20 protein-coding genes are annotated in these 22,702 nt (G+C 69.0%); 9 read left to right on the top strand and 11 right to left on the bottom strand.

Translation table 11 applies throughout. The features are described from left to right. The 3 genes from ACF8NF_RS21895 to ACF8NF_RS21885 all read right to left on the bottom strand — a co-directional run. On the bottom strand, positions 1-1,544 hold a 1,544-nt coding region (locus ACF8NF_RS21895), incomplete at its 3' end, for a PAS domain S-box protein (RefSeq protein WP_392451274.1). A 15-nt stretch (positions 1,545-1,559) separates the two neighbouring features. Then, the gene (locus tag ACF8NF_RS21890) at positions 1,560-1,730 is read right to left on the bottom strand and encodes a hypothetical protein (protein ID WP_016454269.1); all 171 of its coding nucleotides are present in this window, start codon (positions 1,728-1,730) and stop codon (positions 1,560-1,562) included. Beyond that, positions 1,730-2,101 (bottom strand): response regulator transcription factor, encoded by a 372-nt coding sequence (locus tag ACF8NF_RS21885; protein WP_017407052.1) that lies wholly within the window; start codon positions 2,099-2,101, stop codon positions 1,730-1,732. Before ACF8NF_RS21885 ends, ACF8NF_RS21890 begins: the two co-directional genes overlap by 1 nt. Positions 2,102-2,214: 113 nt before the next feature. On the opposite strand from ACF8NF_RS21885, the gene ACF8NF_RS21880 reads away from it, so the two are divergent. Both ACF8NF_RS21880 and ACF8NF_RS21875 read left to right on the top strand, forming a co-directional pair. Further along, on the top strand, positions 2,215-2,865 hold the full coding sequence (locus ACF8NF_RS21880) for a response regulator (RefSeq protein WP_016450119.1): 651 nt from the start codon (positions 2,215-2,217) through the stop codon (positions 2,863-2,865). Continuing rightward, entirely contained in the window at positions 2,862-3,674 is an 813-nt protein-coding gene (locus tag ACF8NF_RS21875) for a response regulator (protein ID WP_392451273.1), read from the top strand. Before ACF8NF_RS21880 ends, ACF8NF_RS21875 begins: the two co-directional genes overlap by 4 nt. Positions 3,675-3,698: 24 nt before the next feature. Here ACF8NF_RS21875 and ACF8NF_RS21870 read toward each other — a convergent pair whose 3' ends face one another. The 5 genes from ACF8NF_RS21870 to ACF8NF_RS21850 form a co-directional block, all read right to left on the bottom strand. Next, entirely contained in the window at positions 3,699-3,896 is a 198-nt protein-coding gene (locus tag ACF8NF_RS21870; protein ID WP_016450117.1) for a hypothetical protein, read from the bottom strand. Continuing rightward, on the bottom strand, positions 3,893-5,035 hold the full coding sequence (locus ACF8NF_RS21865) for a PepSY-associated TM helix domain-containing protein (protein WP_392451272.1): 1,143 nt from the start codon (positions 5,033-5,035) through the stop codon (positions 3,893-3,895). The genes ACF8NF_RS21870 and ACF8NF_RS21865 overlap by 4 nt, the downstream gene beginning before the upstream one ends. 100 nt (positions 5,036-5,135) lie before the next feature. Then, complete coding sequence (locus tag ACF8NF_RS21860) at positions 5,136-7,304, bottom strand: TonB-dependent receptor (protein WP_392451271.1); 2,169 nt, start codon at positions 7,302-7,304, stop codon at positions 5,136-5,138. Between the two features lie 75 nt (positions 7,305-7,379). Beyond that, a complete protein-coding gene (locus ACF8NF_RS21855) occupies positions 7,380-9,905 on the bottom strand; it encodes a TonB-dependent siderophore receptor (protein ID WP_392451270.1) in 2,526 nt (841 codons plus the stop codon). Between the two features lie 149 nt (positions 9,906-10,054). Then, positions 10,055-11,038 (bottom strand): GlxA family transcriptional regulator, encoded by a 984-nt coding sequence (locus tag ACF8NF_RS21850; RefSeq protein WP_012203805.1) that lies wholly within the window; start codon positions 11,036-11,038, stop codon positions 10,055-10,057. A 117-nt stretch (positions 11,039-11,155) separates the two neighbouring features. Here ACF8NF_RS21850 and ACF8NF_RS21845 point away from each other — a divergent pair, with 117 nt between their 5' ends. After that, on the top strand, positions 11,156-11,797 hold the full coding sequence (locus ACF8NF_RS21845) for an HD domain-containing protein (RefSeq protein WP_012203806.1): 642 nt from the start codon (positions 11,156-11,158) through the stop codon (positions 11,795-11,797). 18 nt (positions 11,798-11,815) lie between these two features. On the opposite strand, the gene ACF8NF_RS21840 is transcribed toward ACF8NF_RS21845, so the two are convergent. After that, the gene (locus tag ACF8NF_RS21840; RefSeq protein ID WP_392451269.1) at positions 11,816-13,147 is read right to left on the bottom strand and encodes an MmgE/PrpD family protein; all 1,332 of its coding nucleotides are present in this window, start codon (positions 13,145-13,147) and stop codon (positions 11,816-11,818) included. 209 nt (positions 13,148-13,356) lie between these two features. On the opposite strand from ACF8NF_RS21840, the gene ACF8NF_RS21835 reads away from it, so the two are divergent. Genes ACF8NF_RS21835 through ACF8NF_RS21815 form a run of 5 tightly spaced genes read left to right on the top strand, consistent with a single transcriptional unit; the run spans position 13,357 to position 19,415 of the window. After that, the gene (locus ACF8NF_RS21835; RefSeq protein ID WP_016454279.1) at positions 13,357-14,523 is read left to right on the top strand and encodes an acyl-CoA dehydrogenase family protein; all 1,167 of its coding nucleotides are present in this window, start codon (positions 13,357-13,359) and stop codon (positions 14,521-14,523) included. A 40-nt stretch (positions 14,524-14,563) separates the two neighbouring features. Beyond that, positions 14,564-15,535 carry a tripartite tricarboxylate transporter substrate binding protein gene (locus ACF8NF_RS21830; RefSeq protein ID WP_016454280.1) on the top strand — a complete coding sequence of 324 codons (972 nt, stop codon included), beginning with the start codon at positions 14,564-14,566 and terminating at the stop codon, positions 15,533-15,535. Positions 15,536-15,543: 8 nt separating this feature from the next. Next, complete coding sequence (locus ACF8NF_RS21825; RefSeq protein ID WP_016454281.1) at positions 15,544-17,670, top strand: acetate--CoA ligase family protein; 2,127 nt, start codon at positions 15,544-15,546, stop codon at positions 17,668-17,670. After that, complete coding sequence (locus ACF8NF_RS21820; protein WP_016454282.1) at positions 17,664-18,518, top strand: alpha/beta fold hydrolase; 855 nt, start codon at positions 17,664-17,666, stop codon at positions 18,516-18,518. The genes ACF8NF_RS21825 and ACF8NF_RS21820 overlap by 7 nt, the downstream gene beginning before the upstream one ends. Before the next feature lie 9 nt (positions 18,519-18,527). After that, the gene (locus ACF8NF_RS21815) at positions 18,528-19,415 is read left to right on the top strand and encodes a LysR substrate-binding domain-containing protein (protein WP_123692758.1); all 888 of its coding nucleotides are present in this window, start codon (positions 18,528-18,530) and stop codon (positions 19,413-19,415) included. On the opposite strand, the gene ACF8NF_RS21810 is transcribed toward ACF8NF_RS21815, so the two are convergent. Then, positions 19,399-20,613, bottom strand: a complete 1,215-nt coding sequence (locus tag ACF8NF_RS21810; RefSeq protein ID WP_392451267.1) for an MFS transporter — start codon at positions 20,611-20,613, stop codon at positions 19,399-19,401. The genes ACF8NF_RS21815 and ACF8NF_RS21810 overlap by 17 nt on opposite strands. Positions 20,614-20,708: 95 nt before the next feature. Here ACF8NF_RS21810 and ACF8NF_RS21805 point away from each other — a divergent pair, with 95 nt between their 5' ends. Next, a complete protein-coding gene (locus tag ACF8NF_RS21805; protein ID WP_043825295.1) occupies positions 20,709-21,296 on the top strand; it encodes a TetR/AcrR family transcriptional regulator in 588 nt (195 codons plus the stop codon). On the opposite strand, the gene ACF8NF_RS21800 is transcribed toward ACF8NF_RS21805, so the two are convergent. After that, entirely contained in the window at positions 21,293-22,672 is a 1,380-nt protein-coding gene (locus ACF8NF_RS21800) for a PLP-dependent aminotransferase family protein (RefSeq protein WP_047219778.1), read from the bottom strand. The genes ACF8NF_RS21805 and ACF8NF_RS21800 overlap by 4 nt on opposite strands. Between the last annotated feature and the right edge of the window lie 30 nt (positions 22,673-22,702).

Here is a 22,702-nt window from a genome sequence, read left to right as displayed (position 1 = left end):
CCGAGCACGGCATAGCGGCCGCGGCCGAAGAAGTCCTCCCAGGCCTTGTTGACCAGTACCACGCGGTGGTCCGCGTCGGTGACCAGCATGGGCAGGGGCGTGGTCTCGAACAGCAGGTGCTGGAAGGCCAGCTGGGTCTGCAGCTCCTGCTGCGCCTTCCAGCGGGCCGTCACGTCCACGGCGCTGCCCGCGAAGCCCACGAGCCGGCCGTCGCGCAGCAGGGGGACGACGGCGATGTCGCAGAGTATTTCCCGGTGGCCCGGCAGCTGGAACATGGCCTGGCAGTTGCGCGGCGCCAGCCGGGCCAGGGGATCGAGCAGGGCCTGGATCTGCGCGCGGTACGGGCCGTCCACGATGTTCTCCAGCGGCTGCCCTACGGCCTCGGAGCTGGGCTGGCCGGTCAGCTGTTCCCAGCGTGCGTTCACGAAGGTCAGCAGACCCTCGCTGTCGGTGCGAAAGATCAGCTCCTGCACGCTGCGCATGAGCACGGCCATCTCGTGCTCGCTGCGCGCCAAGCGTGCCTGGGCCTGCTCCATGGCCTGCTGTGCCGTCTTCTGCTCCCTGCGCGTCTTGAGCACCGACCAGCTCAGGCCCAGCACCAGGGCCAGCAGGGCCACGCCGGCCACGAAGAAGGCGAAGGCGTCATCTCTCCAGCGCGCCACCAGGGCTGCGTAGGGCTCCTCCACCACCAGCAGCAGGGGCCAGTTGCGCACGGTGCGAAACGACACGATCTCATGGGAACCGAGCATGCCCGCGCCGATGTAGGAGCCGAATTCGCTGTGCGGCAGCCATTGCCGGAACAGCGGTGTCTGCAGCACGGCGGTCGCCTGCACGCCCGTGCCCGCATTGGTGCTGGCCAGCGGCCGGCCGTCGTAGGTCAGCAGCACGGCCTCGTAGCTGAGGATCTCCAGCGTGGCCTGGTAGAAGTTGGCCACGGCGTCGGGGTTGATCAGGGCCACCAGCACGGCGGGCATGCCGTTGTCCTGGTGAAAGCCCAGCAGCTGCGGCAGAAACGATACGCCGCGCGGCGACGGGTGCGCGCGGGGCGCCAGGGCCGACAGGCCACGGCCGGGCACCAGCCGGCCCAGCAGGGGCTTGCCGGGCACGACGACGGCGCTCTTGTCGTGCAGCAGCTCCTGCATGTCGATCTGCTGGCCGGCCTCGCCCGCCTGGGTGCTGGCCAGGATGAGTCCCTTGTCGTCGAGCAGGGCCATGCTGCGCAGGTAGGGCAGCTGGGCGATCAGCTGGGCCATGGCGGCCTCGCGCGTGCTGCGCGTGCTGCCGGCGGCCAGGATGGCGGGGTGGTGCGCCAGGCTGGACAGGGCCATTTCGGTGTTCTCGAAGGTCTTGGCCGTCTGGTCCTCCAGCACGCGCGCCAGCAGTGCGGCCTGGGACTTGCTCTGGTCGGCCTCGGCGTGCAGCTGGCTCCAGACGAAGAGCACCAGCCCGGCAAGCACGCACAGGGCAAAGGTCAGCACCAGTGCCTTGATGTGGGCGCTGCGTCCGGCACCCAGGAAATGATGCGCGGTAGCTCGATCAGACATGATGAAGATGCTCCATCAGAAATTCCGGGGCGCGACGATGGCGGTCAACCCGTCGTGCGGCACAGGAACGGGCCGGGCCGGCGCGAACGCCTGCGTCCAGTGCCAGCCGCCCGCCAGCCTGCGGCTGGACGGGCCGTCTGCCATGGACAGATCCACGCGGCCGGTCTCCCGTGCGCGCATCATCATCAGTCGCTCCTTTCAAGGCTGGCCAGGATCTGCAGCAGCCGGGTCGGGCTGAAGGGCTTGACCAGGTATTCGTCGGCGCCCGCATTGAAGCCCGCCTCGCGGTCCTCTGCGCTGTCCCGGGCGGTGAGCAGCACCACCAGGGTATGCCGCAGATCGTAGGAGGTCTTGATGCGACAGCACACCTCCAGGCCGTCCAGCGTGCCGGGCATCATCATGTCCAGCAGCACGATATCGGGCTTGTTGCGCTGGGCCACGGCCCAGGCTTCGTCGGCGGTGGGCACCTCCATGACCTCGTAGGCGCCGGACTCCAGCGTCATGCGCAGCAGTTTGCGGATGTCGGCCTGGTCTTCGACGATCAGTATCTTCTTCATGGTGGACCTTTCACAACGCAGTTGAAGGGGGCTGCGTGAGGCTAAATCATAAATATCAAATTCATCAAATTTATATTGAATTTTTCAATCGTATTTGATGCAAAATTGCTGCCATGTCCGAGAACAGCACCCCATCAGGCCAAATTCCGCACTACACGACTGCCGAGGTGGCAAAGCTGCTGGGCATGGCCGTGCGATCGGTCCAGCTCATGGTCGATCGCGGCGAGCTCGAGGCCTGGAAGACGCCCGGAGGCCATCGCCGCATTACGCGCGCTTCCGTGGAGCGCTGGCGCAGCAGGCAGGGCGAGCGCGCAGCGCCCGGGGTGCCCGGCGCACCAGCGGTGGCACAGGCGCCGGCCCCTGCCCAGGCGGGTTCGGGCACCGGGCAGCGCGTGCTGCTGATCGAGGACTCCGTGCACTTCCAGAATCTGGTGCGCATGCTGGTGCAGCGTCACTTTCCCGACGTCCAGCTGCATGTGGCGAACGACGGGATCACGGGCATGGCGCTGTACGGCCAGATCCAGCCCGATGTGCTGCTGGTGGACATCCTGCTGCCCGACATCGACGGCGCCGCCCTGATCACCACCTTGCGCACCCATGAGCAGTTCGCGCGCTGCAAGCTGCTGGTGGTCACCTCGCTGGAGGCGTCAGAGCGCGAGGCCTATGCCTTCGCATTGGGCGGCGTGCGCGTGATCCACAAGCCCCAGCTGGTGCAGGAACTGCCCGAAGCGCTGGGCGGGCTGCTGGGCGGGCCGGCGGCGTGAACGCGCCCCTTCCTGCGGTCCTGCTGGTCGAGGACGATGCCTCGATTGCGCGGTTCGTTGCGCTGGCGCTGGAGGGCCTGCCCCTCACGCTGGTGTCCTGCACGAGTGCGGAGCAGGCCCAGCAACTGCTGCAAACCCAGCCCTTTGCCCTGCTGATCACCGATCTGATGCTGCCCGGCGCCTCCGGCGTGGAGCTGATCGAGTGGCTGCGCCGCTCGCCGCAGGCGGGCTGCTGCGCCGTGGTCTTCAGTGCCGGCGTGCGGGCCGATGTTGCGCTGCAGCTGGAGCAGTTGAAGGTGTGGCGCGTGCTGCTCAAGCCGGTGTCGGTGGCGCAACTGGTGGACTGCGTGGAGTCAGTGCTCCAGCAGCATGCGCCGCCTCCCCCTCCCAGGCAGGAGGCCGGGACGGGCGAGGGCGCCGATGCGCAGCCGGATGTGCGACCGGATGTGCAACCGGATGTGCAACCGGAGGCGCCGTCGGACGCGCTCGCCATCGCCAATTTCTTTGGTGGCGACGCAGGCCTGTTCCACAGCTACCGTGACATCTGCCTTGCACACTTGCCCGACGATATCGCCCGGATGGAGGTCCTTATCGCGGAGCAGAACGCCATGGCCCTGCGCAGGCAGGCGCACAGCCTGCAGAGCGTGTTGCGCCTGCTGGGACAGGAGCGGGCCAGCGGACTGACCAGGAGCCTGGAGCAGGCCTGCCTGGCCGGCGACTGGGCCGGTGTCACCGATGTCTGGCGGCCACTGGGCGAAGCCTTGCAGCAGCTGCTGGAAAGCGCAGGCCAGCGCGACCCGCGCGACTGAGCGCCGTGCCGGCCTGCCCCGGCTTCAGCCCGGCGGCCTGCGCCGCAGCCATCCATGCCAGATCCCTGCCGCCGTGGGAACGGCCAGGCAGACGCCGGCCAGCATGTCGCCAAGGCCGCCGTCGCTGAACAGGGCCGAGACCAGGCCGATGGCCGTCAGCACGCCCAGCGCGATGGGCCAGCCCCAGAGGGCGAGAAAGCCCCGGTGTCGCGCGCCGCTCATGCCGAGACCTCCTTGCCGCGCGGCGCGGGCTGCGGGGCCGGCACGCTCTTGCCCTTTTTGACCCACAGGTACAGGCCCGTGCCCAGCACGATGATGCTGGCGATGTCCAGCAGCGCCCAGAGGATCTGCATGGCCCGCCCGCCGTAGTCGCCGAAGTGCAGCGGCTGGGACACCAGCAGCGCCGTCAGATACCAGGGCAGGGCAGGCGCGGCCGTGACCTGGGCGGTCCTGGCGTCCACCAGCACGGGCAGGAACAGGCGCGAGGTCAGGGGCTCGTTGCCGCGCAGGAAGAAGGTGTGGTGGTGCGGGCTGGAGAACGTGGTGCCGGGGAAGGCGATGAAGTACAGCCTGGTGCCCGGCACCTGCTGCTGGGCGGCCTGCAGCGATTGCTGCAGCGAGGCGCGCTCCGCCACCGGCACCGTGTCCTGGCCCTGGTAGGGCGCCAGCACGCTGCTGAGCTGGTCATGCTGCCAGTACTTGATCAGCAGGTCGGCCCAGGTATTGATCATGCCGGTGGCGCCCACCACGAACAGCCACACCAGGGTGACGATGCCCAGCAGGTTGTGCAGGTCCAGCCACTTCAGGCGCGGCTGGCGCGTGCGGCGCACGGTGCCGAAATCGAGCTTGCGCATGAAGGGCGCGTACAGCACCACGCCGCTGACGATGGCGATCAGCAGCAGCAGCCCCATGAAGCCCAGGAACAGCTTGCCCGGCAGGCCCGCGAACAGGTCCACGTGCAGCTTGAACATGACCCACATGAAGCCCTGGTCGAAGCGCGGCTGGGCCAGCAGCTCTGCCGTGCGCGCATCGATGACCACGGAGCGGAAATCGTCCGTGGGCGCCGGCGTGGGCGTCATGGTGACGAACCAGAGGTCGTCGGTGTCGTCGGACTTGGAGACGAACTGCACCACGCGGTCCGGGTGCTGGGCACGGGCCACCTCCAGCACCTTGTCCAGGCTGGCATGGGGCGTGCCCTGGGGCATGGGCGGGGCCTCCACCTCGGTGCCCAGCAGGTGGCCGATTTCGTGGTGGAAGATCAGCGGAAGGCCGGTCAGGCACAGCAGCAGCATGAAGACGGTGCAGACCAGGCTGCTCCATTTGTGCAACCAGGCCCAGGTCTTGATCGTGTGGCTTTGCATGGGGTGTTCTTTTCTCTGACAGAAGGGGGCCTGGGGCCCCCGCCATCACCGCGCCCCCGGCGCCATGCCGGGGGCGGGGCGGTTGCCGGTGGCCGGTGGCTTAGAAGTCCACTTGTGCCGACAGCATCAGCGTGCGCGGCGCGCCCGTGGTGGTGTAGCCGGCGGCAGTCACCCAGTAGCTCCTGTTGCTGACGTTCTCCAGGCTGGCGCGCAGCACCACCGGCTTGCCGGCCACGTGGGTGCGCAGGCGTGCGCCCAGGTCCAGGCGCGTCCAGCCGGGCATGCGCAGGATGTTGGCCGCGTCGTAGTACATGGACGAGGTGTGGATCACGCGGCCGTTCAGGCTCAGGCCCTCCACCCAGGGCGTATCCCAGTCCAGGCCCAGGTTGAAGGTGCGGTCGGGCACGCCGTTGGCATCGTTGCCCTGGTTCACGCCGCCTGCCGTGCGCGAGAGCCTGGCGTTGTTGAAGGCCGCGCTGGCCAGCAGGCGCAGGCCCTTGTGGATCTCGCCGTAGGCGGTCAGCTCCAGGCCGCGGTTGCGCGTCTCGCCGCCGAAGCTGTAGACATTGGTCACCGGGTCCGTCATGGAGCCCGGGCGCTGGATCTGGTAGAGCGCGGCCTGCGTGGTCATGCGGCCCCAGTCCACCTTCACGCCCACTTCGTACTGCTTGGACTTCTGCGGCGCGAACACCTGGCCGGCATTGGCCGTGTTGGGCCCGGCCGTGCCGCCTGCCGACAGGCCCGCCGTGTAGTTGGCGTAGACCGCGACATGGTTCTGCGGCTTGAACACCACGCCGGCCAGCGGCGTCACGGCGCTGGCCTTGTACAGCGTGGTGCCGCTGGCGTTCTTCTGGTCGATGGTCTGGTCGCGCAGGCCCACGGTCACCAGCAGGCGGTCGCTGAACAGCGCCATGGTGTCGGCCAGCGCCAGGCTGTGCTGCGTCAGCTCGGCGTTCTTGGTGGGCGCGCCGCGCACGAAGTCGATGGCAGGCAGGGGCGACGGGTTGTAGATGTTGGAGGGGACGGCTTTGGTGGTCAGCTGGTAGAAGTAGCCGCTCTCGCGGTCCATGTAGTTGGCCGCTGCCACCACGGTGTGGCCGATGGCGCCGGTCTTGAAGCGTGTGCGCAGGCCCACGTCGGCCGAGGTGGTCTTGTTGAACTCGTCGTAGAAGCCGTTGCGCACCGTGAAGTTGCCCAGCGAGTCGATGCGCTGCACGGCCGTGGGGAAGCTCTGGTCGCTGGACACATCGCTGTAGCCCACGCCGCCGTAGACGGAGGTGTTGGCGTTGATGTCGTATTCCACGCGCGAGATCACGGTCTTGGCCTTGTCCAGCAGCTCCGTGCCCGGGTTCAAGTTGGTGCGGCTGTCGGGCACGGCGGGCACCTGGGTGATGCCGGCCAGGAAGGCGCTTTGCGGGCGGAACTCCGTGGTCTTGCCGCTGGTGGTCAGCGCGTCCAGCGACCAGCGCAGGCCCTGGCCTTCGTAGTCCAGCCCCACCGAGGCCAGGCCCAGGCGCTGGCGGCCGCCGTCGATGTTGCCTTCGCCGTTGCGCCACACGCCGTTCACCCGCACGCCCCACTGGTTGTCTTCGCCAAAGCGGCGGCCCACGTCCAGGTGGGTGCCGAACTGGGCCTTGCCCATGTAGGTGGCGGTCAGGCGGTTCAGCGGCACGTCGCCCGCGCGCTTGGTGACCACGTTGATGCTGCCGCCGATGCTGCCGCTGGGACCCACGCCATTGGTCAGCGAGCCGGGGCCCTTGAGCACTTCCACGCGCTCGATCACCTCCAGCGGCAGTCGCGTGGAGGGCGACAGGCCGTACAGGCCGTTCACCGACACATCGCGCATGGACAGGGAAAAGCCCCGCACCTGGAAGTCATCGCCATAGCCGCCGCGCGCCTGCAGCGTGCGCACCGAGGCGTCGTTCATCACCACGTCGGCGATGGTCAGCGCCTGCTGGTTCTCGATCAGCTCCGAGGTGTAGTTGGTCGTGCTGAAGGGCACGTTCATCTGGTCGGTCTTGCCCAGGATGCCCAGGTCGCCGCCGCGCGCGATCTGGCCGCCGGCATAGGTCTTTTGCAGTCCGCCGATGGCCTCGGCCTGGTCGCTCACCGTCACCTCCTTGAGGGCCGGGCCCTCGGCCGTCTGGGCCGCCACGCCCACGGCGGCCAGGGCCAGGCCGGCGCCCAGGCATTGGCGGATCAGGCGCGTGAGGGGATGGGGAGCGAAGCGGAAGTCCGCAGGAGTGCTGTGGTGCGTCATGGCAGTCATGTGCAAAGGTTGGAAAAACCGTGAAGAAAAACCGGGGAAGAAAAACAGGGAAAGGAGGGCAGGCCGGCCGTGGCCCTAGAATCGCGCGCGCAGCGACACCGTCACGTTGCGCGGATCGTCGTAGTAGTTGTTGAAGTAGGTGCTGTTGGGCGAGAACTTGGCGTAGTAGCGCTTGTCCAGCAGGTTGCTCACGTTCAGCTGCAGCGAGTAGGTGTCGTCCAGGCGGTAGGCCAGCAGCGCGTCAAAAAGCGCATAGCCACCCTGGCGGGTGGTGACATTGCCCACGCTGGCATAGGCATCGCTTTGCAGCCGCACGCCGGCGCCTGCGGTCCATCCCTGCAAGGGCCCCTTGAAGCGGTGGCTGGCAAACAGGCGCAGCGCATGGCGCGGGTCCACGGGGCGCAGCGGCTGGCCCACGTTGGCCTCGGAGGCGTCGCGCAGGTACCTGGCCTGGGTGTAGGTGTAGCCGGCCAGCACCTGCCAGCCTGGCGCGGGCTCGCCGGACAGCTCCAGCTCCCAGCCCTGGCTGCGGCTCTTGCCGCCGGCCATGAAGCAGTGGCTGGTCGGGTAGTACGGCAGGCAGGGCATGGCCGATGCCGTGTCCTGCATGGCGCTGCCCACGCGCTGGATGCGGAACACCGACACGCTGGCCTGCAGCCGGCCGTCCATGAAACTGCCCTTGAGCCCGGCCTCCAGGTCCTCGCCCCGGGCGGGCGCCAGGATGCTGCCGTCGGCGGCCTTCTTGTCCTGGGGGCTGAAGATCTCGCTGTAGCTGGCATAGGCGTCGAGCGTGTCCGACAGCGCATGCACCAGGCCCGCATAGGGCGTCAGCTCGCGGCGCACGCTGTAGCCGCTTTGGGCATTGCCGGGTTCGAGGTAGCTCCACCAGCTCAGGCGCGCGCCGGCAATGGCGGTGAGCGAGTCGGTCAGCGACAGCCGGGCCCGCGCGAATCCGCCGTACTGGTGGATGTGGGACACGGGCGATGAATAGGCGTTGCCGTTGCCCTCGCTGTAGAAGGGCTCGGGGTAGCTGGTGTACGGATTCCAGCCGCGGATGTCCACATTGCGCAGCGGGCTCACGCCCCAGTAGCCCGTGGCGCCCGTGCTGCGGATGCGCTGCAGGTCGGCGCCCAGCGACAGCTCGTGCCTGCGGCCCAGGGCCTCGAAGGGGCCGCTGGCCAGCAGGCTCAGCGCGTTCTGCGTGCTGCCGTCGCCGCCATAGATGGAGGTGCTCACGTCGAACAGATAGGGATTGCTGTCGCTGGCCCTGGAAAACGAGGTCTGCTTGAACCCGTCCGACCGAAACCGCGTGTGCGCCGCCTGGGCCTTCAGTTGCCAGCCGCTGTCCAGCCGGTGCTCCAGCTCGGCAAAGGCCTGCTGGTTGTGGCGGTCCCAGGTATTCCAGGGCGTGCCCAGGTAGGTGCTGCGCGGCAGGCCGAGCTGGCTGCCGTCGGCGGCGGCGGGCAGGCCGCCCCAGGAGCCCGTGGCCTGCAGGTCCGTGTGCTGCAGGCCGGCCGTGAGCGTGGTGCGCGGCCCCAGGTCCGCCTCCAGCACACCGTACAGGCCCAGGCGCTTTTCCTTGCGCGCGGTCTGGAACGATGCCTTGTCGTCCGCCAGCGCCACCAGCCGGCCGCGCAGCGTGCCGGCTGCGTTCAGCGGGCCGGACAGGTCGGCCTCCATGCGCTGGCGGTCCCAGGAACCCAGCGTCAGCGCGGCCGAGCCCTGCCATTGCGCCATGGGCCGCTTGCGCACCATGTTCACCATGGCCGAGGGCGAGCCCGCGCCACGCAGCAGGCCCGTGGCGCCGCGCAGCACCTCCACGCGGTCCAGCATGGCCATGTCGGGCTGGATGAAGGTGGAGGCCGAGGCCACCTGGTTCACATTGAGCCCGTCCACCTGCAGCGAATCGATCTGGTAGCCGCGCGAGTAATAGGCGATGCGCTCGCTGTCGATGTACTCCACCGTCACGCCCGGCGTGTGCTGCAGCACGGCATGCAGGTCGGGCAGGGCCTGCTCGTCCAGCCACTGGCGCGTGAGCACGGTCACGGGCTGCGGGATGTCGCGCACCGACTGAAGCCCCTTGTAGCCCGTGACCAGGCTGGCCGCGTAGCTGTCCGATGCCTCGGTCGTGGCACTGGCCGGCGCCGTGGCCCGGACCGTGACCGTGCCCAGCGTCTGCCCGCCCGTGCCCGAGGCCGCCGCTGGCAGCGGCCGCAGCGTATAGACGCCGCTGGACTCGCGCACGGCCTGCAGCGCCGTGCCCTGCAGCAGCCTGGCAAAACCGTCTTCCACGCCATAGCTGCCCTGCAGCCCCGGGGACTGCAGCCGGCCCAGCTGCGCGGCATCAAACGACAGTGCAACGCCAGCCTGGTTGGCGTACTGCGCGATCACATGCGTGAGCGGGCCGGCCGCAATCGAAAAGCTGCGCTGGCCGGCTTGGGCGGCCTGGGCGGACGGCGCTGCATGGGCGCAGTCCGCTGCCGTGGCAACCAGCATCGCCACCCCCAGCACCGCTGCCACCCCAGCCATCCCCATGGACGCAGGCCAGCCCCGTGCGGCTGCAAGGCCGTCCTGGGGCTGGTGGGGGAGGGTGCGGGGCATGGGGCTGGGAAAGTGGTGTGACTCCCCGTATGCCGAACAAGCCTTGCCGATCCTGCAAGTTCGGCTGAACTTTTTTTGCGCCTTGGCCTGGATTCGGACCTTGTTTTTGCCTTCATCGTTAGATAAGGCAAAGACTGGCTGCTATGTTTTTATTTTTCTCTGCCCGGGATTTCGGGGGCCGCGCCCTGGTGACGCCGGTACATGGCTGGAGAAATGCCCAGGTGCTTGGAAAAACTGCGGCGCAGGGTGTCCGCGTTGGCAAAGCCGCACTGCGCGGCGATCTGCTTGGGCGCGTCATGGCCGGCCTCCAGCAGTTCACGGGCTGCGGACACGCGCATGGTTTCCACCCAGGCGGCTGGCGTCACGCCGACTTCCGCCTGGAACAGCCGCGCGAAATGCCGCGCGCTGAGACCGGCGCGCTCAGCCAGCGCACGCACCGAGAGGTCCTGCGCGGGATGCGCCACGGCCCAGCGCTGTATTTCTTGCAGCGCAGAGCGGCCAGCCGGTCCCGCATGGCCCTTGCGGCTGAACTGCAGCTGGCCGCCGGGACGCTTGAAGAACATCACCAGCTGTGAAGCCACGCGGGCCGCCACTTCGCGCCCGCAGTCCTCCTCCACCAGCGAAAGGGCCAGGTCCAGGCCTGCCGTGACCCCGGCTGAGGTGCGCAGCTTGCCATCGCGCACATGCAGCGCGTCGTCCAGCACGGTGGTACGTGGATGGGCGTGCCTGAGCGTGTCGGCCACGGCCCAGTGCGTGGTCACCCGCCGGCCGTCGAGCAGGCCGGCGGCCGCCAGGAACAGCGCGCCCGAGCACACCGATCCGAAGCGCCTGGACTGCCTGGCCATGGTGCGCAGCCATTGCAGCGTGGGCTCGCCCAGCAGCATGTCCATGGCATGGGGGGCGCCTGCGACCAGCAGCGTGTCCAGCCGGGGTAGCGCATCTCCCATGGCCCAGTCGGGCACCAGACGCACGCCCGACGAGCTGTGGATGGGCGCATGGTCGCGGCCCACCACCTTCAGCGCATAGAAGGGGCGGCCCAGTTCTGCGTTGGCCTGCGCGAACACGTCCAGCGGCCCCGAGACATCCAGCAGCTGGACGCCTTGCAGCGCAAGGATCGCAATCGTTCTTGTCATGGAAAAGCCCCGGTGTCCGCATCGCGCGTGAAATGGCAGAAATCGACGGTATGCGTCGATTGATGACGTGGCAGTGTATCCCCAGAATCGAATCGAGCACTTTGAAAGGAGCCACCCATGCGTCTCGATATCGACGGAATCCGCATCCCCGACAGCCGGCTTGCGCGCGAGGTCACGGAACTGGTCCGTGACACGGCATCGCCGCTGCTGTTCCACCATTCCAGCCGCGTCTACTACTTCGGCGCCCTCGCGGGCGCCAGGCGTGGCCTGGCGTTCGACCCCGAGCTGCTGTACTGCGGCTGCATGTTCCACGACATGGGCCTCACGCACCGGCACAGCAGCGATTGCTGCCGCTTCGAGGTGGATGGTGCCAACGCAGCCCGCGAATTTCTGCGGGGCCACGGAATCGCCGCGCAGGACATCGATCTGGTCTGGACGGCCATTGCCCTGCACACGACGCCCGGCATTCCCGAGTTCATGCATCCCGTCATCGCCCTGGTGACGGCCGGGGTGGAGATGGATGTGCTGGGGCTGACCTACGGCGACTACGCCGATGCCCAGCGCGAGGCCATCGTGCAGGCCCATCCGCGCGGTCCGCGCTTCAAGGAGGAGATCATCCAGGCCTTCTACGACGGCATCCGGCACAAGCCCCAGACCACCTTCGGCAACGTGAAGGCCGATGTGCTGGCGGACAAGGAGCCGGCTTTCAGGCCGATGAACTTCTGCAGCGTGATACGCCATTCGGCCTGGCCCGGCTGAGCAGGCGCAGGCCCCGCGTCACAAGCCATCGAGGTCTGCGGCCTGGTCCAGCGTCCACAGCCGCTCGGTCACCTGCCGCAGCCGGTCCGCGCCCAGCACGGGTCCGGCCAGCTCGGCCAGCTTGGCCTGCAGATCGGCGTCGCTGAGCGGCATGTCGGGATCGCCCTTGCGCGTGGGCTGCAGCCAGGCATGCACACTGCCGTCGCGCAGGGTGATGCGGACCTGCGCGGCGCGTTGCGCCGGGAACTGGCGGTCCAGCTCGGGGTGCCGTTCCAGCGTGATGCGCTGCATCAGCGCGCGGGTCTGTGCATCACCAAGATGAGCCTCGTCGAAGGCCGCCAGCCGCACGCTGCCCCTGCGCAGCGCATGGGCCACCACGTAGGGAATGCTGAAGCGTGCCTCGGCTGCCGTGCGTGGTGCGCGGTTGCCGGCCACGGTGAGGGCCGGGCCATAGGTGGCAACCTGCAGTTGTGCGATGTCGTCGGCAGCGAAGCCATGCGCCTGCTGCAGATGCAGGGCACCGTCGATGGGCGCGAAGGTGTGGCCGCAGCAGGCGTGGTTCTTGAACGTCATGGCAGCGATGTTGAAGACCTGGCCCAGGTCCGCCAGCACGGGCTGCCAATCAGGCGCATCGCTCATGGCCGTGCCCAGGCCCATGGCGCCTTCGAAGACATCGAGCGATCCCGTCACGCCCTGGCCGGCCATCAGTGCTGCGGCGACGCCGGCCTCGGCCGCGCGACCGGCGTGCAGCGGCTTGGACATGGAGTCCATCTGGAAGGCCTGCTGCAGTCCCGCCGCAAAGGTGGCCGCCGTGCACAGCGCATGCGTGAAGCGCTGCGCATCCAGCCCCAGCAGACAGGCCGCCGCCGCAGCAGCGCCAAAGCTGCCCACCGTGCCCGTGTTGTGCCAGTAGCGGTAGTGCGCACGTCCCAGTACCTGGCCTATGCGGGTGGAGATCTCGTAGCCCGCAATCACGGCCTGCAGCAATTGCAGGCCGCTGGCCCTTTGCTGCTGCGCCACCGCCAGGGCCGCCGAGATGGTGGGTGCGCCCGGGTGGTAGATGGCGTGCTTGAAGATGTCGTCCACCTCGGCTGCATGCGAGGCCGTACCGTTGATCAGCGCCGCCGCCCGGGCGGTGGCGCGCCGGCCCAGGGCCAGCCGTGCGCCGCCCCGGTCCAGGTCTTCGGCCATGGCCCGTTCCAGCCGGGGCGTGGGGTCCATGCCGTAGCCGGCGATCAGCGCGGCATACCAGTCCACCACGGCGCGTCGGGCATGGTGGAGAACGCTGGCCTCGACGGGCGCTTGCTGGAATCGGGCGCCGAACTGGCCCAGGGTTTCGCTGACATACATGGCGTGGACTTGTTGGGAGTGAGGGTGGCGGGCGGGGCCGGGTGGGGCTGGGCGGGGCTGGTTGGTGCAACGATGCAGGCTTTCACGATAGCGGTGCGCCGGCGCGATAGACATATCCTTTTGTCATGTCTTGAGGCGTGATTGGAAGAACTTGAGCGGCGGGCTGGAGCCAATGATCCAGGCCATCGTCAACCCGCTTTCCGATCACCATGGATTTCACCCTTTCCGAAGAACACCAGGCTTTCGCCGACAGCGTGGCCCGGTTCGCCCAGGACAAGCTGGCGGCCGGCGCACTGGAGCGTGCGCATTCCCCGCATTACCCCTGGGAGACTGCGAGCCTGCTGGCCGAGCAGGGCTTGCTGGGCATTGCCTTTCCCGAGGCCGACGGCGGGCAGGGCGGCTCGCTCATGCATGCCGTGCTTGCCATCGAGCAGGTGGCCCTGGTCTGCCCCAAGAGCGCCGACATCGTGCAGGCCGGCAACTTCGGCCCCATACGCACCTTCGTGGAGTACGCGGACGCCGCGCAGAAGGCGCGCTTCCTGCCGGATCTGCTGGCTGGAAAAAAGCTCATTTCTCTGGGCATGACCGAGCCCGATGCAGGCTCGGCCGTGACCGAGCTGAGGACCACGGCCACGCTGGAGGGCGATCACTATGTGATCAACGGCAGCAAGGTGTTTTCCACGCACAGCCCCGAAGCCGGCCTGTTCCTGGTCTACGTGCGCTTCGGGCCGGGCGTGGACGGCATAGGCTCGGTGCTGGTGGAGCGCGGCACGCCCGGCTTCGAGGTCGGCCAGCCTTCGGCCTTCATGAATGGCGAGCAATGGGCGCAGCTGTATTTCGAGAACTGCCGCATTCCGCGCGAGAACGTGCTGCTGGGCGCGGGTGGATTCAAGAAGCAGATCTCGGGCTTCAACGTGGAGCGCTTGGGCAATGCCTCGCGCGCGCTGGCGCTGGGCCGGCATGCCTTCAACCTGGCGCGCGAGCACGCACGGGTGCGCCGCCAGTTCGGACGCGAGCTGTGCGAGTTCCAGGGCCTGCAGTGGAAGTTCGCCGACATGTGGATGAAGCTGGAGCAGGCCCAGCTGCTGCTCTACAAGGCCGCGCTCGAGGGTGAGCATGGCCTGCCCAGCGCGCAAAGCACGGCCATGGCCAAGCTGGCCTGCAATCTGGCGGGCTGGGAGGTGTCCAACGAGGCCATGCAGGTCATGGGGGGCCTGGGCTTCAGCCAGGAGGCCCTGGTGGAGTACTGCGTGCGCCGCACGCGCGGCTGGATGATCGCCGGCGGCTCCATCGAAGTGCTCAGGAACCGCATCGCCGAGGGCGTTTTCGGGCGGACCTTCTCCCAGAAAGCCTCCCAGCCCGCACCCCGGCAGTAAGACCGGCACCACCCGGCACCACTACAAAAGGAGACAAGGAATGCATCGTCGTACATGGATGGCCGCGCTCGCGGCGGCAGCGGCAATGGGCTGCGCAGGCATGGCAGCGGCCTCGGACAAATATCCGTCGCGGCCCGTGAAGATCATCGTGGGCTTTCAGGCCGGCGGACCCACGGACGTGGTGGCGCGCCTGGTGGCCAAGGCACTGCAGGATGAACTCAAGGGCGCCTTCATCGTGGAGAACAAGCCCGGTGCCACCAGCAACATCGCCTCGGAGACCGTGGCCGTGGCTGCGCCCGACGGCTATACGCTGCTGGTGGCTGCGGCGCCGCTGACCATGAACAGCTTTGTGTTTCCCAGGCAGAAGTTCGACCCGCTCAGGAGCTTCGAGCCCATCTCCAAGATCTCCTCGGCACCCGGCGTGCTGGCGGCCAGCCCCCAACTGCCCGTGCGCAGCTACAAGGAATTCGAGGCGCTGGCGCGGGCCCGGCCCGGTGCGCTCAGCTATGGCACCACGGGCGCGGGCGGCTCCCAGCACATGGCCACGCTGCGGCTGGAGCAACTGGCCGGCCTGCAGATGCTGCATGTGCCCTATTCGGGCGGCTCCAGCGTGCTCACCGACCTGATAGCGGGCGTGGTCGATGTCGCGTTCATGACATCCACTGGCGCCATGCCCAACCTGGAAGCAGGCAAAGTGCGTCCGCTGGCCGTGGCCGGCCCTGTGCGCCTGCCGGGCCTGCCCGCCGTGCCCACGTTTGCCGAGCTGGGCCTGCCGGGCATGGTCTCCGATTCGTGGAACGGGCTGCTGGCGCCAGCGGGCACGCCCAAACCCATCGTCGACCGGCTGGCCGCCGCCGTGGCCAGGGCCGTGAAGTCCCGCGAGTTCAAGGAGGCCCTGGTCCCGCAGGGCGCGGTGCTGATTGGCAATTCGCCCGCCGAATTCAAGGCGCAGCTGCAGGCCGAGGTGGTCCACTGGTCCGAGCAGTTCAAGAAAGTCAAGATAGAGAAGTAAGCCGAACCATGAACGCCTCCACTTCCATTGCCGCCGCCGCTGTCTCCGGCGCCACGCAGTCCTCCCGCCGGTCCTTGCGCCAGCTCCTGCTGGAGCCTGCAAGCATCGCCCTGGTGGGTGCCTCCGACGACGTCGGCAAGACCGGCGGGCGGCCGCTGCAGTTCCTGCGGCGCGCGGGCTTTGCCGGCACCATCTACCCCATCAATCCACACCGCAGCCAGGTCCAGGGCGAGCCCGCCTGGCCCAGCCTGGCCGCCTTGCCCGAGGTGCCAGACCATGTCTTCGTGCTCTCGCCCACCGGGACCGTGCTGGAGACCGTGCGCGAATGCGCGCGGCTGGGAGTGGGCGTGGTCACCATTTTGGCCAGCGGCTTTTCCGAGTCGGGCCCCGAAGGCGCGCAACGCGAGCAGCAGCTGCGGCAGATCGCGCGTTCCACGGGCCTGCGCATCCTGGGGCCCAGCAGCCTGGGCGTGGTCCATCCGCGCAACGGCCTGGTGCTCACGGCCAACGCGGCCTTTGCCGAGCCCGATGTGCCCAGCGGCAAGGTCTTCGTGGCATCGCACAGCGGCAGCATGATCGGCGCCCTGGTCTCGCGCGGCAAGGCGCGCGGCGTGGGGTTCGCGGGCCTGGTCTCTGTGGGCAGCGAGGTGGACCTGAGCGTGGGCGAGATCTGCGCGGCCACGCTGGACGATCCAGGCATAGAAGGCTATGTGCTGTTCCTGGAGAGCCTGCGCCATGGCGATGCGCTGCAGGCCTTTGCGCGCGAGGCCGCGTTGCGCGGCAAGCCCGTCATCGCCTACAAGCTGGGCCGCTCCAGCGCCGCTGCCGAGATGGCGGCCACGCACACGGGCGCGCTGGCGGGCGAGGACGATATCGCCGATGCCTTCCTCAAGGGCCTGGGCGTGGCGCGCGTGGACATGCTGGAGACGCTGTTCGAGGTGTTCCCGCTGGCGCGCAAGCTTCCCCTGGCCGGCGCCAGCCCTGCCTGCGGCCAGCGCGTGGCCGTAGTCACCACCACGGGTGGCGGTGCGGCCATGGTGGTGGACCAGCTGGGCCTGCGCGGCATCACCGTGCAGCCCGTGGCCGGAGAGACGCTGGCCCGCCTCAAGGAGGCCGGCATCCCCGGCAGCGCAGGCCGCGTGCTGGACCTGACCCTGGCCGGCACGCGCTACGAAGTGATGAAGAAGGCGCTGGACATCCTGCTGCAGGCCCCCGAGATCGACATGGTGGTGGCCGTCGTCGGCTCGTCCGCCCGCTATCAGCCGGACCTGGCGGTGCGTCCCATCATGGACAGCGCCGACCATGCCAAGCCCCTGGTGGCCATGCTCGTGCCCGACGCGCCGCAGGCCCTGGCCGCGCTGACCGAGGCACAGATTCCCTGCTTTCGCACGCCGGAGAGCTGTGCCGACGCCATTGCCAGCGTGCTGGCACGGCGCGTTCCGGGTCCGGTGGCCGCTGTCCCTGCGCTGCGGGGCGAGGGCCGTGCGCTCAGCGAGGCCCAGGCCTATGCGCTGTTCGACGCGCTGCAGATGCCGCATGCGCCCTTTGCCTGCCTGCCTTTGCAGGGGCCGGTCGGGGACCTGCCGTTTGACTACCCCGTGGTGGCCAAGCTGTGCTCGCCGGCCATCGCGCACAAGACCGAGGTCGGCGGCGTGGTGCTGGGCGTTGGCACGGCGCAGGAGCTGGACGGTGCCCTTGCCACCCTGCGCTCCAACCTGGCGCGCAATGCGCCGGGCACGGCCTGCGACCAGGCGCTGGTGCAGCCCCTGTGCAAGGGCCTGGCCGAGGTGCTGGTGGGCTACCGCATCGACCCCGATGCAGGCCCCGTCATCATGCTGGCCGCTGGCGGCATCTGGGCCGAGGTGCTGCGCGACCGCAGCATCCGCATGGCCCCCGTATCCGTGGAAACCGCCCGGGAAATGGTCGCCGAGGTCCGGCTGCTGCAGACCGTCTCCGGCCTGCGCGGCAGGCCCCGGGGTGACCTGGAGGCGCTGGCGCATGCCATCGCCGCCCTGTCCCGCCTCGCCCTGCGTCCCGAGCTGGGCGTGCTGGAGGCCGAGGCCAACCCGCTCATGGTCCTGCCCGAAGGGCAGGGCGTGGTGGCCGTCGATGCACTGGTGCTGCAGGCGTGCTGAACCCGCGCCACAGCCTCCTGCAGGCGCTGGACTCCACGGCGCGTCACCATGTGCTTGCCGCCACCTGGGGGGACGAGGGCGTGGACCTGCACTGGCGTGAATGGGGGCAGGGCCGCCCCCTGGTGCTGCTGCACGGGGGCCACGGGTCGTGGATGCACTGGGTGCGCAACATCGAAGCGCTGTCGCGCCAGTTCCGCGTGCTGGTGCCTGATCTGCCGGGCTTCGGTGATTCGCAGGACTTCGCGCTGCCCGCCCATGACCCCGCACGCCTGCCGGCCCTGGTGCAGTCGCTGGAGCAATGTCTGGACCTGCTGGTACCCGAGCAGGGCGTTCTCCTGGCGGGCTTTTCCTTCGGCGCAGCGATTGCAGCCCAGCTGGCAGCGCGCGTGCAGCGGGTGGAGCGCCTGGTGCTGCTGGGCACGGCCGGCCACGGCGGCAGGCGCCGCGAGATGGCCCCGCTGCTGGACTGGCGCGTGGACGACCTCGCCGCGCGCGAGGCCGCGTGGCGGCAGAACCTGGCGGCCTTCATGCTGTCGGGACCGGAGGCTGTGGATGCGCTGGCCCTGTGCGTGCATGGCCTGTCCTGCGAAGCCACGCGCTTTCGCAGCAAATCCATTTCGCGCGGCAGCGCGCTGCAGGCATTGCTGCAGGACTACCGGCGCCCCGTGCTGCTGGTCTGGGGCGAGGCCGACGTCACGGCCGAGCCCATGGAGGCCGCCGAATCCCTGGCGCAGGGACGCGCCGAGCGCGACTGGACCATCGTGCCGCGTGCCGGCCACTGGGTGCAGTACGAATGCGCACCGGAGGTGAACCTGCTCATGGCCCGCTGGCTGCAGGCGCAATCCTAGAATCCGCGCATGCATGGAAGAATCCCGCCGCTCAACCCCCTGAAGGTCTTCGAAGTGGTGGCGCGCACCCGCAATCTCACCCAGGCGGCGCGGGAGCTGCACATCAGCCAGTCCGCCGTGAGCAAGCAGCTGAACGTGCTGCAGACCTATCTGGGCGTGGAACTGTTCCGGCGCGAGCGCCACGGCATCAGCCTGACCCTGGCCGGCCAGCGCTATGGCGAGGCCGTGGCCCCTGCCTTCGAGGGCATTGGCCGCGCCACGGACGAGATCATGCGCAGCGGCTCCGACAACACGCTGCGCCTGCAGACCTACACCACCTTCGCCGCCAAGTGGCTGATTCCGCGGCTGCAGGACTTCAACGCCCGCCATGGCGACATCGCCGTGGTCATCACCAACTCGGTCAAGGACGTGGACTTCGATCGCGACCATGTGGACCTGGCCATACAGATGGGCCATGGCGCCTGGCAGGGCGTGGACACTGAATTCCTGTTCGAGGACGTGATCGAGCCCGTGTGCAGCCCCGCCTTCCTGCATGCCAATGCCCCCGAGATCGCCTATCCCCAGGCCCTGCTGCGCAAGCGGCTGCTGGTCTCGCACTACCGCAAGGCCGACTGGCAGACCTGGGCCCGGCTGTGCCGTTACGAGGACGAGATCGACGGCGTGGAGACCATGCGTTTCAGCAGCTCGGTGCTGACCTGGCAGGCCGCCGCCGATGGCCTGGGCATCGCCATTGGCCAGACCGCGCTGCTGGCCGACGACATCAACGGCGGCCGCTTGGTCGCGCCCTTCGGACTGCCTGTGCGCACCGGCGCCTCCTACTACCTGGTCACGCCCAGGCTGCAGCGCCAGTCGAGGAAGGTGCAACTGTTCAGCGACTGGCTCAAGGAGCAGATCTAGGCCGTGCACAGGCCACCGGCCTGGGCTGGCGCGTCCCCGCCAGCGCCAGGCCCGCGAACAGCATCAGCATCAGGCCGTAGGCATAGGTGACCGGCAACAGGCCGAAGCGCGCGGCGGCCATGCCCGCCGCGATGGCCGGCACGCTGAACGCCAGGTAGCTGGCGATGTAGATGGCCGAGATCAGGGCGCCGCGCTCGTGCGGCTCGGCCAGCGGGATCACGCTGCGCAGCGCGCCCTGGAAGCCCACGCCGAAGCCCGCGCCCGCCACCACCGAGGCACCCAGCACCAGGGGCAGGCTTTGCAGATGGGCGCCGACCAGCAGCAGGGCCACCCCGGCCAGCAGGCCGCTGCCGCCGAACTGCAGCATGGCGCGCGGCGCGCGGCTGCGCAGCGTCCAGATGGCGGCGGCGGCGCTCAGCGTGTTGATGCACACGGCAAAGCTGGCGGCGACCTCCGAGCCCGTGACCGAGCGGATCATCGACGGGCCCAGCGACAGGTAAAAGCCCCCCAGCGCCCACACCGTGATGCTCATGGGCAGCACGCGCATGAAGTCGGCCCGGGCCTGGCCCGGAATTCGCACGCGCGGGCGCATGGCGGCCAGTGCGCCGGGGCGGCGCGCGCCCGTCTCGGGCAGCACGGCCATGGCGGCGGCCACGGCCACGAAGATCAGCGCCATGAGCCAGAACACCAGGCCCAGCTGCTGGCGCCACAGCTGCGCGAACTCGCCCGCCACGACAATGCCCGCCGCCATGCCGACCATGGGCGCCATGGTGCTCACCAGCGTGCCGCGCTCGCGGTGCAGGTCCAGCAGCGCCGCGCCCATGGCCGCACTGGCCATGCCGGTGGCAAAGCCCTGCAGCACGCGCGCCAGCACCAGGGCCTGCACGTCGCCCGCGCGGGCGAACACCGCCAGCGAGACGATCTCCAGCAGCAGCGCCGCCAGGATCACGGGCTTGCGGCCCAGGTGGTCCGACAGCGCGCCCGTGGTGAGCAGGGCCAGCAGCAGGCTCAGCGCATAGACCGCGAAGACCAGGGTCAGCATGCCCGAGGAAAAGCCCCAGTCCTGCTGGTAGAGCCGGTACAGCGGCGTGGGCGCGCTGGAGGCCGCGAAGAAGCTGCCCAGGCCGAAGGCCAGGACGGCCAGGCTGCGGCCGGGCCGGGCAGCGGGAGTGGAGTTGGATGGTTGCAGTACCGACATGGTTAAGAGCCCTGCTGCACAATTAATGCAAAGTTTTTGCGTTAGCGAATTCTGCGCTTGTGCGCTGCTAACGCAAATTTTTAGCTTTAATAACCATGAGCACGCAAGTCCCATCCCTTTCCAAAACAGGCGGTCCCGCCCGTCCCGGCGGACGCAGCGCGCGCATCCAGGCCACGGTCTACCAGACCGTCAAGGGCCTGCTGGAAACCATGCCGCGCGAGGAATTGAGCTTTCCGCTCATCGCCGCCCAGGCGGGCGTGACGCCGTCCACCCTCTACCGGCGCTGGGGCGACATACAGCAGCTGCTGGCCGATGTGGCCGTGGAAATCATCCGGCCCACGGCGCCGCCGCTGGACACGGGCACGCTGGAGGGCGACCTGCTGGCCTGGGCCGAGCAGTTCCTGGAGGAATCGGCCTCGCCGCTGGGACGCACCATGCTGCGCGACATGGCCGCCGCAGCGGGCAACGAGCACACGCCCTGCGCCTGCGTGGAAATCCTGCGCGGGCAACTGGCGCAGATCGGCGAGCGCGCAGCGCGGCGTGGCGAGGCGATGCCCGCTGCGGACACCCTGATCGACGCGCTGGCCGCGCCCATCGTCTACCGCGTGCTGTTCGACCTGCCGCCGTCCCTGGAACACGTGCAGGCACGGGTGCGCGGCCTGTTGCAGGCTGAACCGGCCTAGCCCTTCAGCGCCCGCGCCAGCACCTCGAAGATCCGCGCATCCGAGCACTGCGCCACATTGAAGCGCAGGAAGTCGCCCGCGCTCTGCGACTGGCTGAAGGCATTGCCGGGCGCCAGCACCACGCCATCTTCCAGGCAGGTGCGCGCAAGCGCCGTGGCATCCATGCCCCCGGGCAACTGGCACCACAGGAACATGCCGGCCTGCGGCACCAACCAGGGCTTCATGCCCAGGGCCTGCAGCCGCGCGGCCGTGCGTTCCATCTCCTGCGCCAGCCGCAGCCGCACGGACTCCATGTGCCTGCGGTAGCCGCTGTCGGTCAGCGTGCGCAGCACGATGTCGGCGGCCATGCGCCCGCCGCCGAAGTTGGTGGCGATCTTCAGGTCCGCCAGGTCCTGCGTCCAGTCGGGCCGCGCCGCGATGAAGCCGCAGCGCAGCGAGGCCGACACCGTCTTGGAGAAGCTGCCGATCTGGATCACGCGCGACAGGCCGTCGAAGGCCGCCAGCCGGGGCGCCGCATGGGTCTCCAGGTCGCAGAAGATGTCGTCCTCCACGATCACCAGGTCCGAACTGTCGGCCAGCTTCAGGATGCGGTGCGCCACCAGTGGCGACAGCGTGGCGCCCGTCGGGTTGTGGATGGCCGAATTGGTGATGTACAGGCGTGGCGAGTGGGCCTGCAGCGCGTCGGCGAACCGGGCCACGTCGGGCCCCTGCGGCGTGTAGGGCACGCTCACGGCCTGCACGCGGTGCGCCTTGAGCAGCGCATGGAAATTGAAATAGCAGGGGTCGTCGATCAGCACCGTATCGCCGGGCTCCAGCAGGAAACGGCAGACCAGGTCGATGGAGTGCGTGCCCGACTCCGTCAGCAGGATCTGCTCTGGCGAGGTCTCCAGCCCCATGGCGGCCATGCGCCGCGCCAGCAGGCGGCGCAGTGCCGGGTGGCCCAGCGGCGTTGCGTACTCCGTCAGCTCCAGCGTGCCCGAGCGCGCCAGGGAGCGCAGCGCGCGGCGCACGCCTTCCTCGTACAGCCATGAAGGCGGCAGCCAGCCGCAGCCCGGCTTGAGCGCGTGGGCATCTGCCTGCAGCGACTGGCGGGCCAGCCACAGGGGGTCGACCTCCCTGTCCACGCGCGGCCCGATACCGCCCAGCGCCAGCGGCGCCACCGGCCCCGCCACATAAAAGCCCGAGCCCGGGCGCGAGGCGATCACCCCCTCGGCCGCCAGCCGCTCATAGGCCTCCACCACCGTGGACACCGACACCTGCATGGCCTGCGCCTGCGCGCGCACCGAGGGCAGGCGCGTGCCGGGCAGATAGGTGCGCGCGGCGATGCGCGACTGGATCTCTTCCATCACCGCCTGGATGCGTGTGCCGCTGCGCATGGCTGTTCTCTCTTCTGTAGTGGATTTGTG

It is taken from the genome of Delftia sp. WSY_22 (assembly GCF_043104185.1).
GTDB lineage: Bacteria > Pseudomonadota > Gammaproteobacteria > Burkholderiales > Burkholderiaceae_C > Comamonas > Comamonas tsuruhatensis.
The sequence above is the reverse complement of the archived record's forward strand: the minus strand, read 5'-3'. Positions and strand labels throughout refer to the sequence as shown.

Coding starts and splice junctions, on each gene's coding strand:
- ACF8NF_RS21890 (WP_016454269.1), bottom strand. CDS start 1,730: ATGATGATGCGCGCACGGGAGACCGGCCGCGTGGATCTGTCCATGGCA.
- ACF8NF_RS21885 (WP_017407052.1), bottom strand. CDS start 2,101: ATGAAGAAGATACTGATCGTCGAAGACCAGGCCGACATCCGCAAACTG.
- ACF8NF_RS21880 (WP_016450119.1), top strand. CDS start 2,215: ATGTCCGAGAACAGCACCCCATCAGGCCAAATTCCGCACTACACGACT.
- ACF8NF_RS21870 (WP_016450117.1), bottom strand. CDS start 3,896: ATGAGCGGCGCGCGACACCGGGGCTTTCTCGCCCTCTGGGGCTGGCCC.
- ACF8NF_RS21865 (WP_392451272.1), bottom strand. CDS start 5,035: ATGCAAAGCCACACGATCAAGACCTGGGCCTGGTTGCACAAATGGAGC.
- ACF8NF_RS21860 (WP_392451271.1), bottom strand. CDS start 7,304: ATGACTGCCATGACGCACCACAGCACTCCTGCGGACTTCCGCTTCGCT.
- ACF8NF_RS21855 (WP_392451270.1), bottom strand. CDS start 9,905: ATGCCCCGCACCCTCCCCCACCAGCCCCAGGACGGCCTTGCAGCCGCA.
- ACF8NF_RS21850 (WP_012203805.1), bottom strand. CDS start 11,038: ATGACAAGAACGATTGCGATCCTTGCGCTGCAAGGCGTCCAGCTGCTG.
- ACF8NF_RS21845 (WP_012203806.1), top strand. CDS start 11,156: ATGCGTCTCGATATCGACGGAATCCGCATCCCCGACAGCCGGCTTGCG.
- ACF8NF_RS21840 (WP_392451269.1), bottom strand. CDS start 13,147: ATGTATGTCAGCGAAACCCTGGGCCAGTTCGGCGCCCGATTCCAGCAA.
- ACF8NF_RS21835 (WP_016454279.1), top strand. CDS start 13,357: ATGGATTTCACCCTTTCCGAAGAACACCAGGCTTTCGCCGACAGCGTG.
- ACF8NF_RS21830 (WP_016454280.1), top strand. CDS start 14,564: ATGCATCGTCGTACATGGATGGCCGCGCTCGCGGCGGCAGCGGCAATG.
- ACF8NF_RS21825 (WP_016454281.1), top strand. CDS start 15,544: ATGAACGCCTCCACTTCCATTGCCGCCGCCGCTGTCTCCGGCGCCACG.
- ACF8NF_RS21815 (WP_123692758.1), top strand. CDS start 18,528: ATGCATGGAAGAATCCCGCCGCTCAACCCCCTGAAGGTCTTCGAAGTG.
- ACF8NF_RS21810 (WP_392451267.1), bottom strand. CDS start 20,613: ATGTCGGTACTGCAACCATCCAACTCCACTCCCGCTGCCCGGCCCGGC.
- ACF8NF_RS21805 (WP_043825295.1), top strand. CDS start 20,709: ATGAGCACGCAAGTCCCATCCCTTTCCAAAACAGGCGGTCCCGCCCGT.
- ACF8NF_RS21800 (WP_047219778.1), bottom strand. CDS start 22,672: ATGCGCAGCGGCACACGCATCCAGGCGGTGATGGAAGAGATCCAGTCG.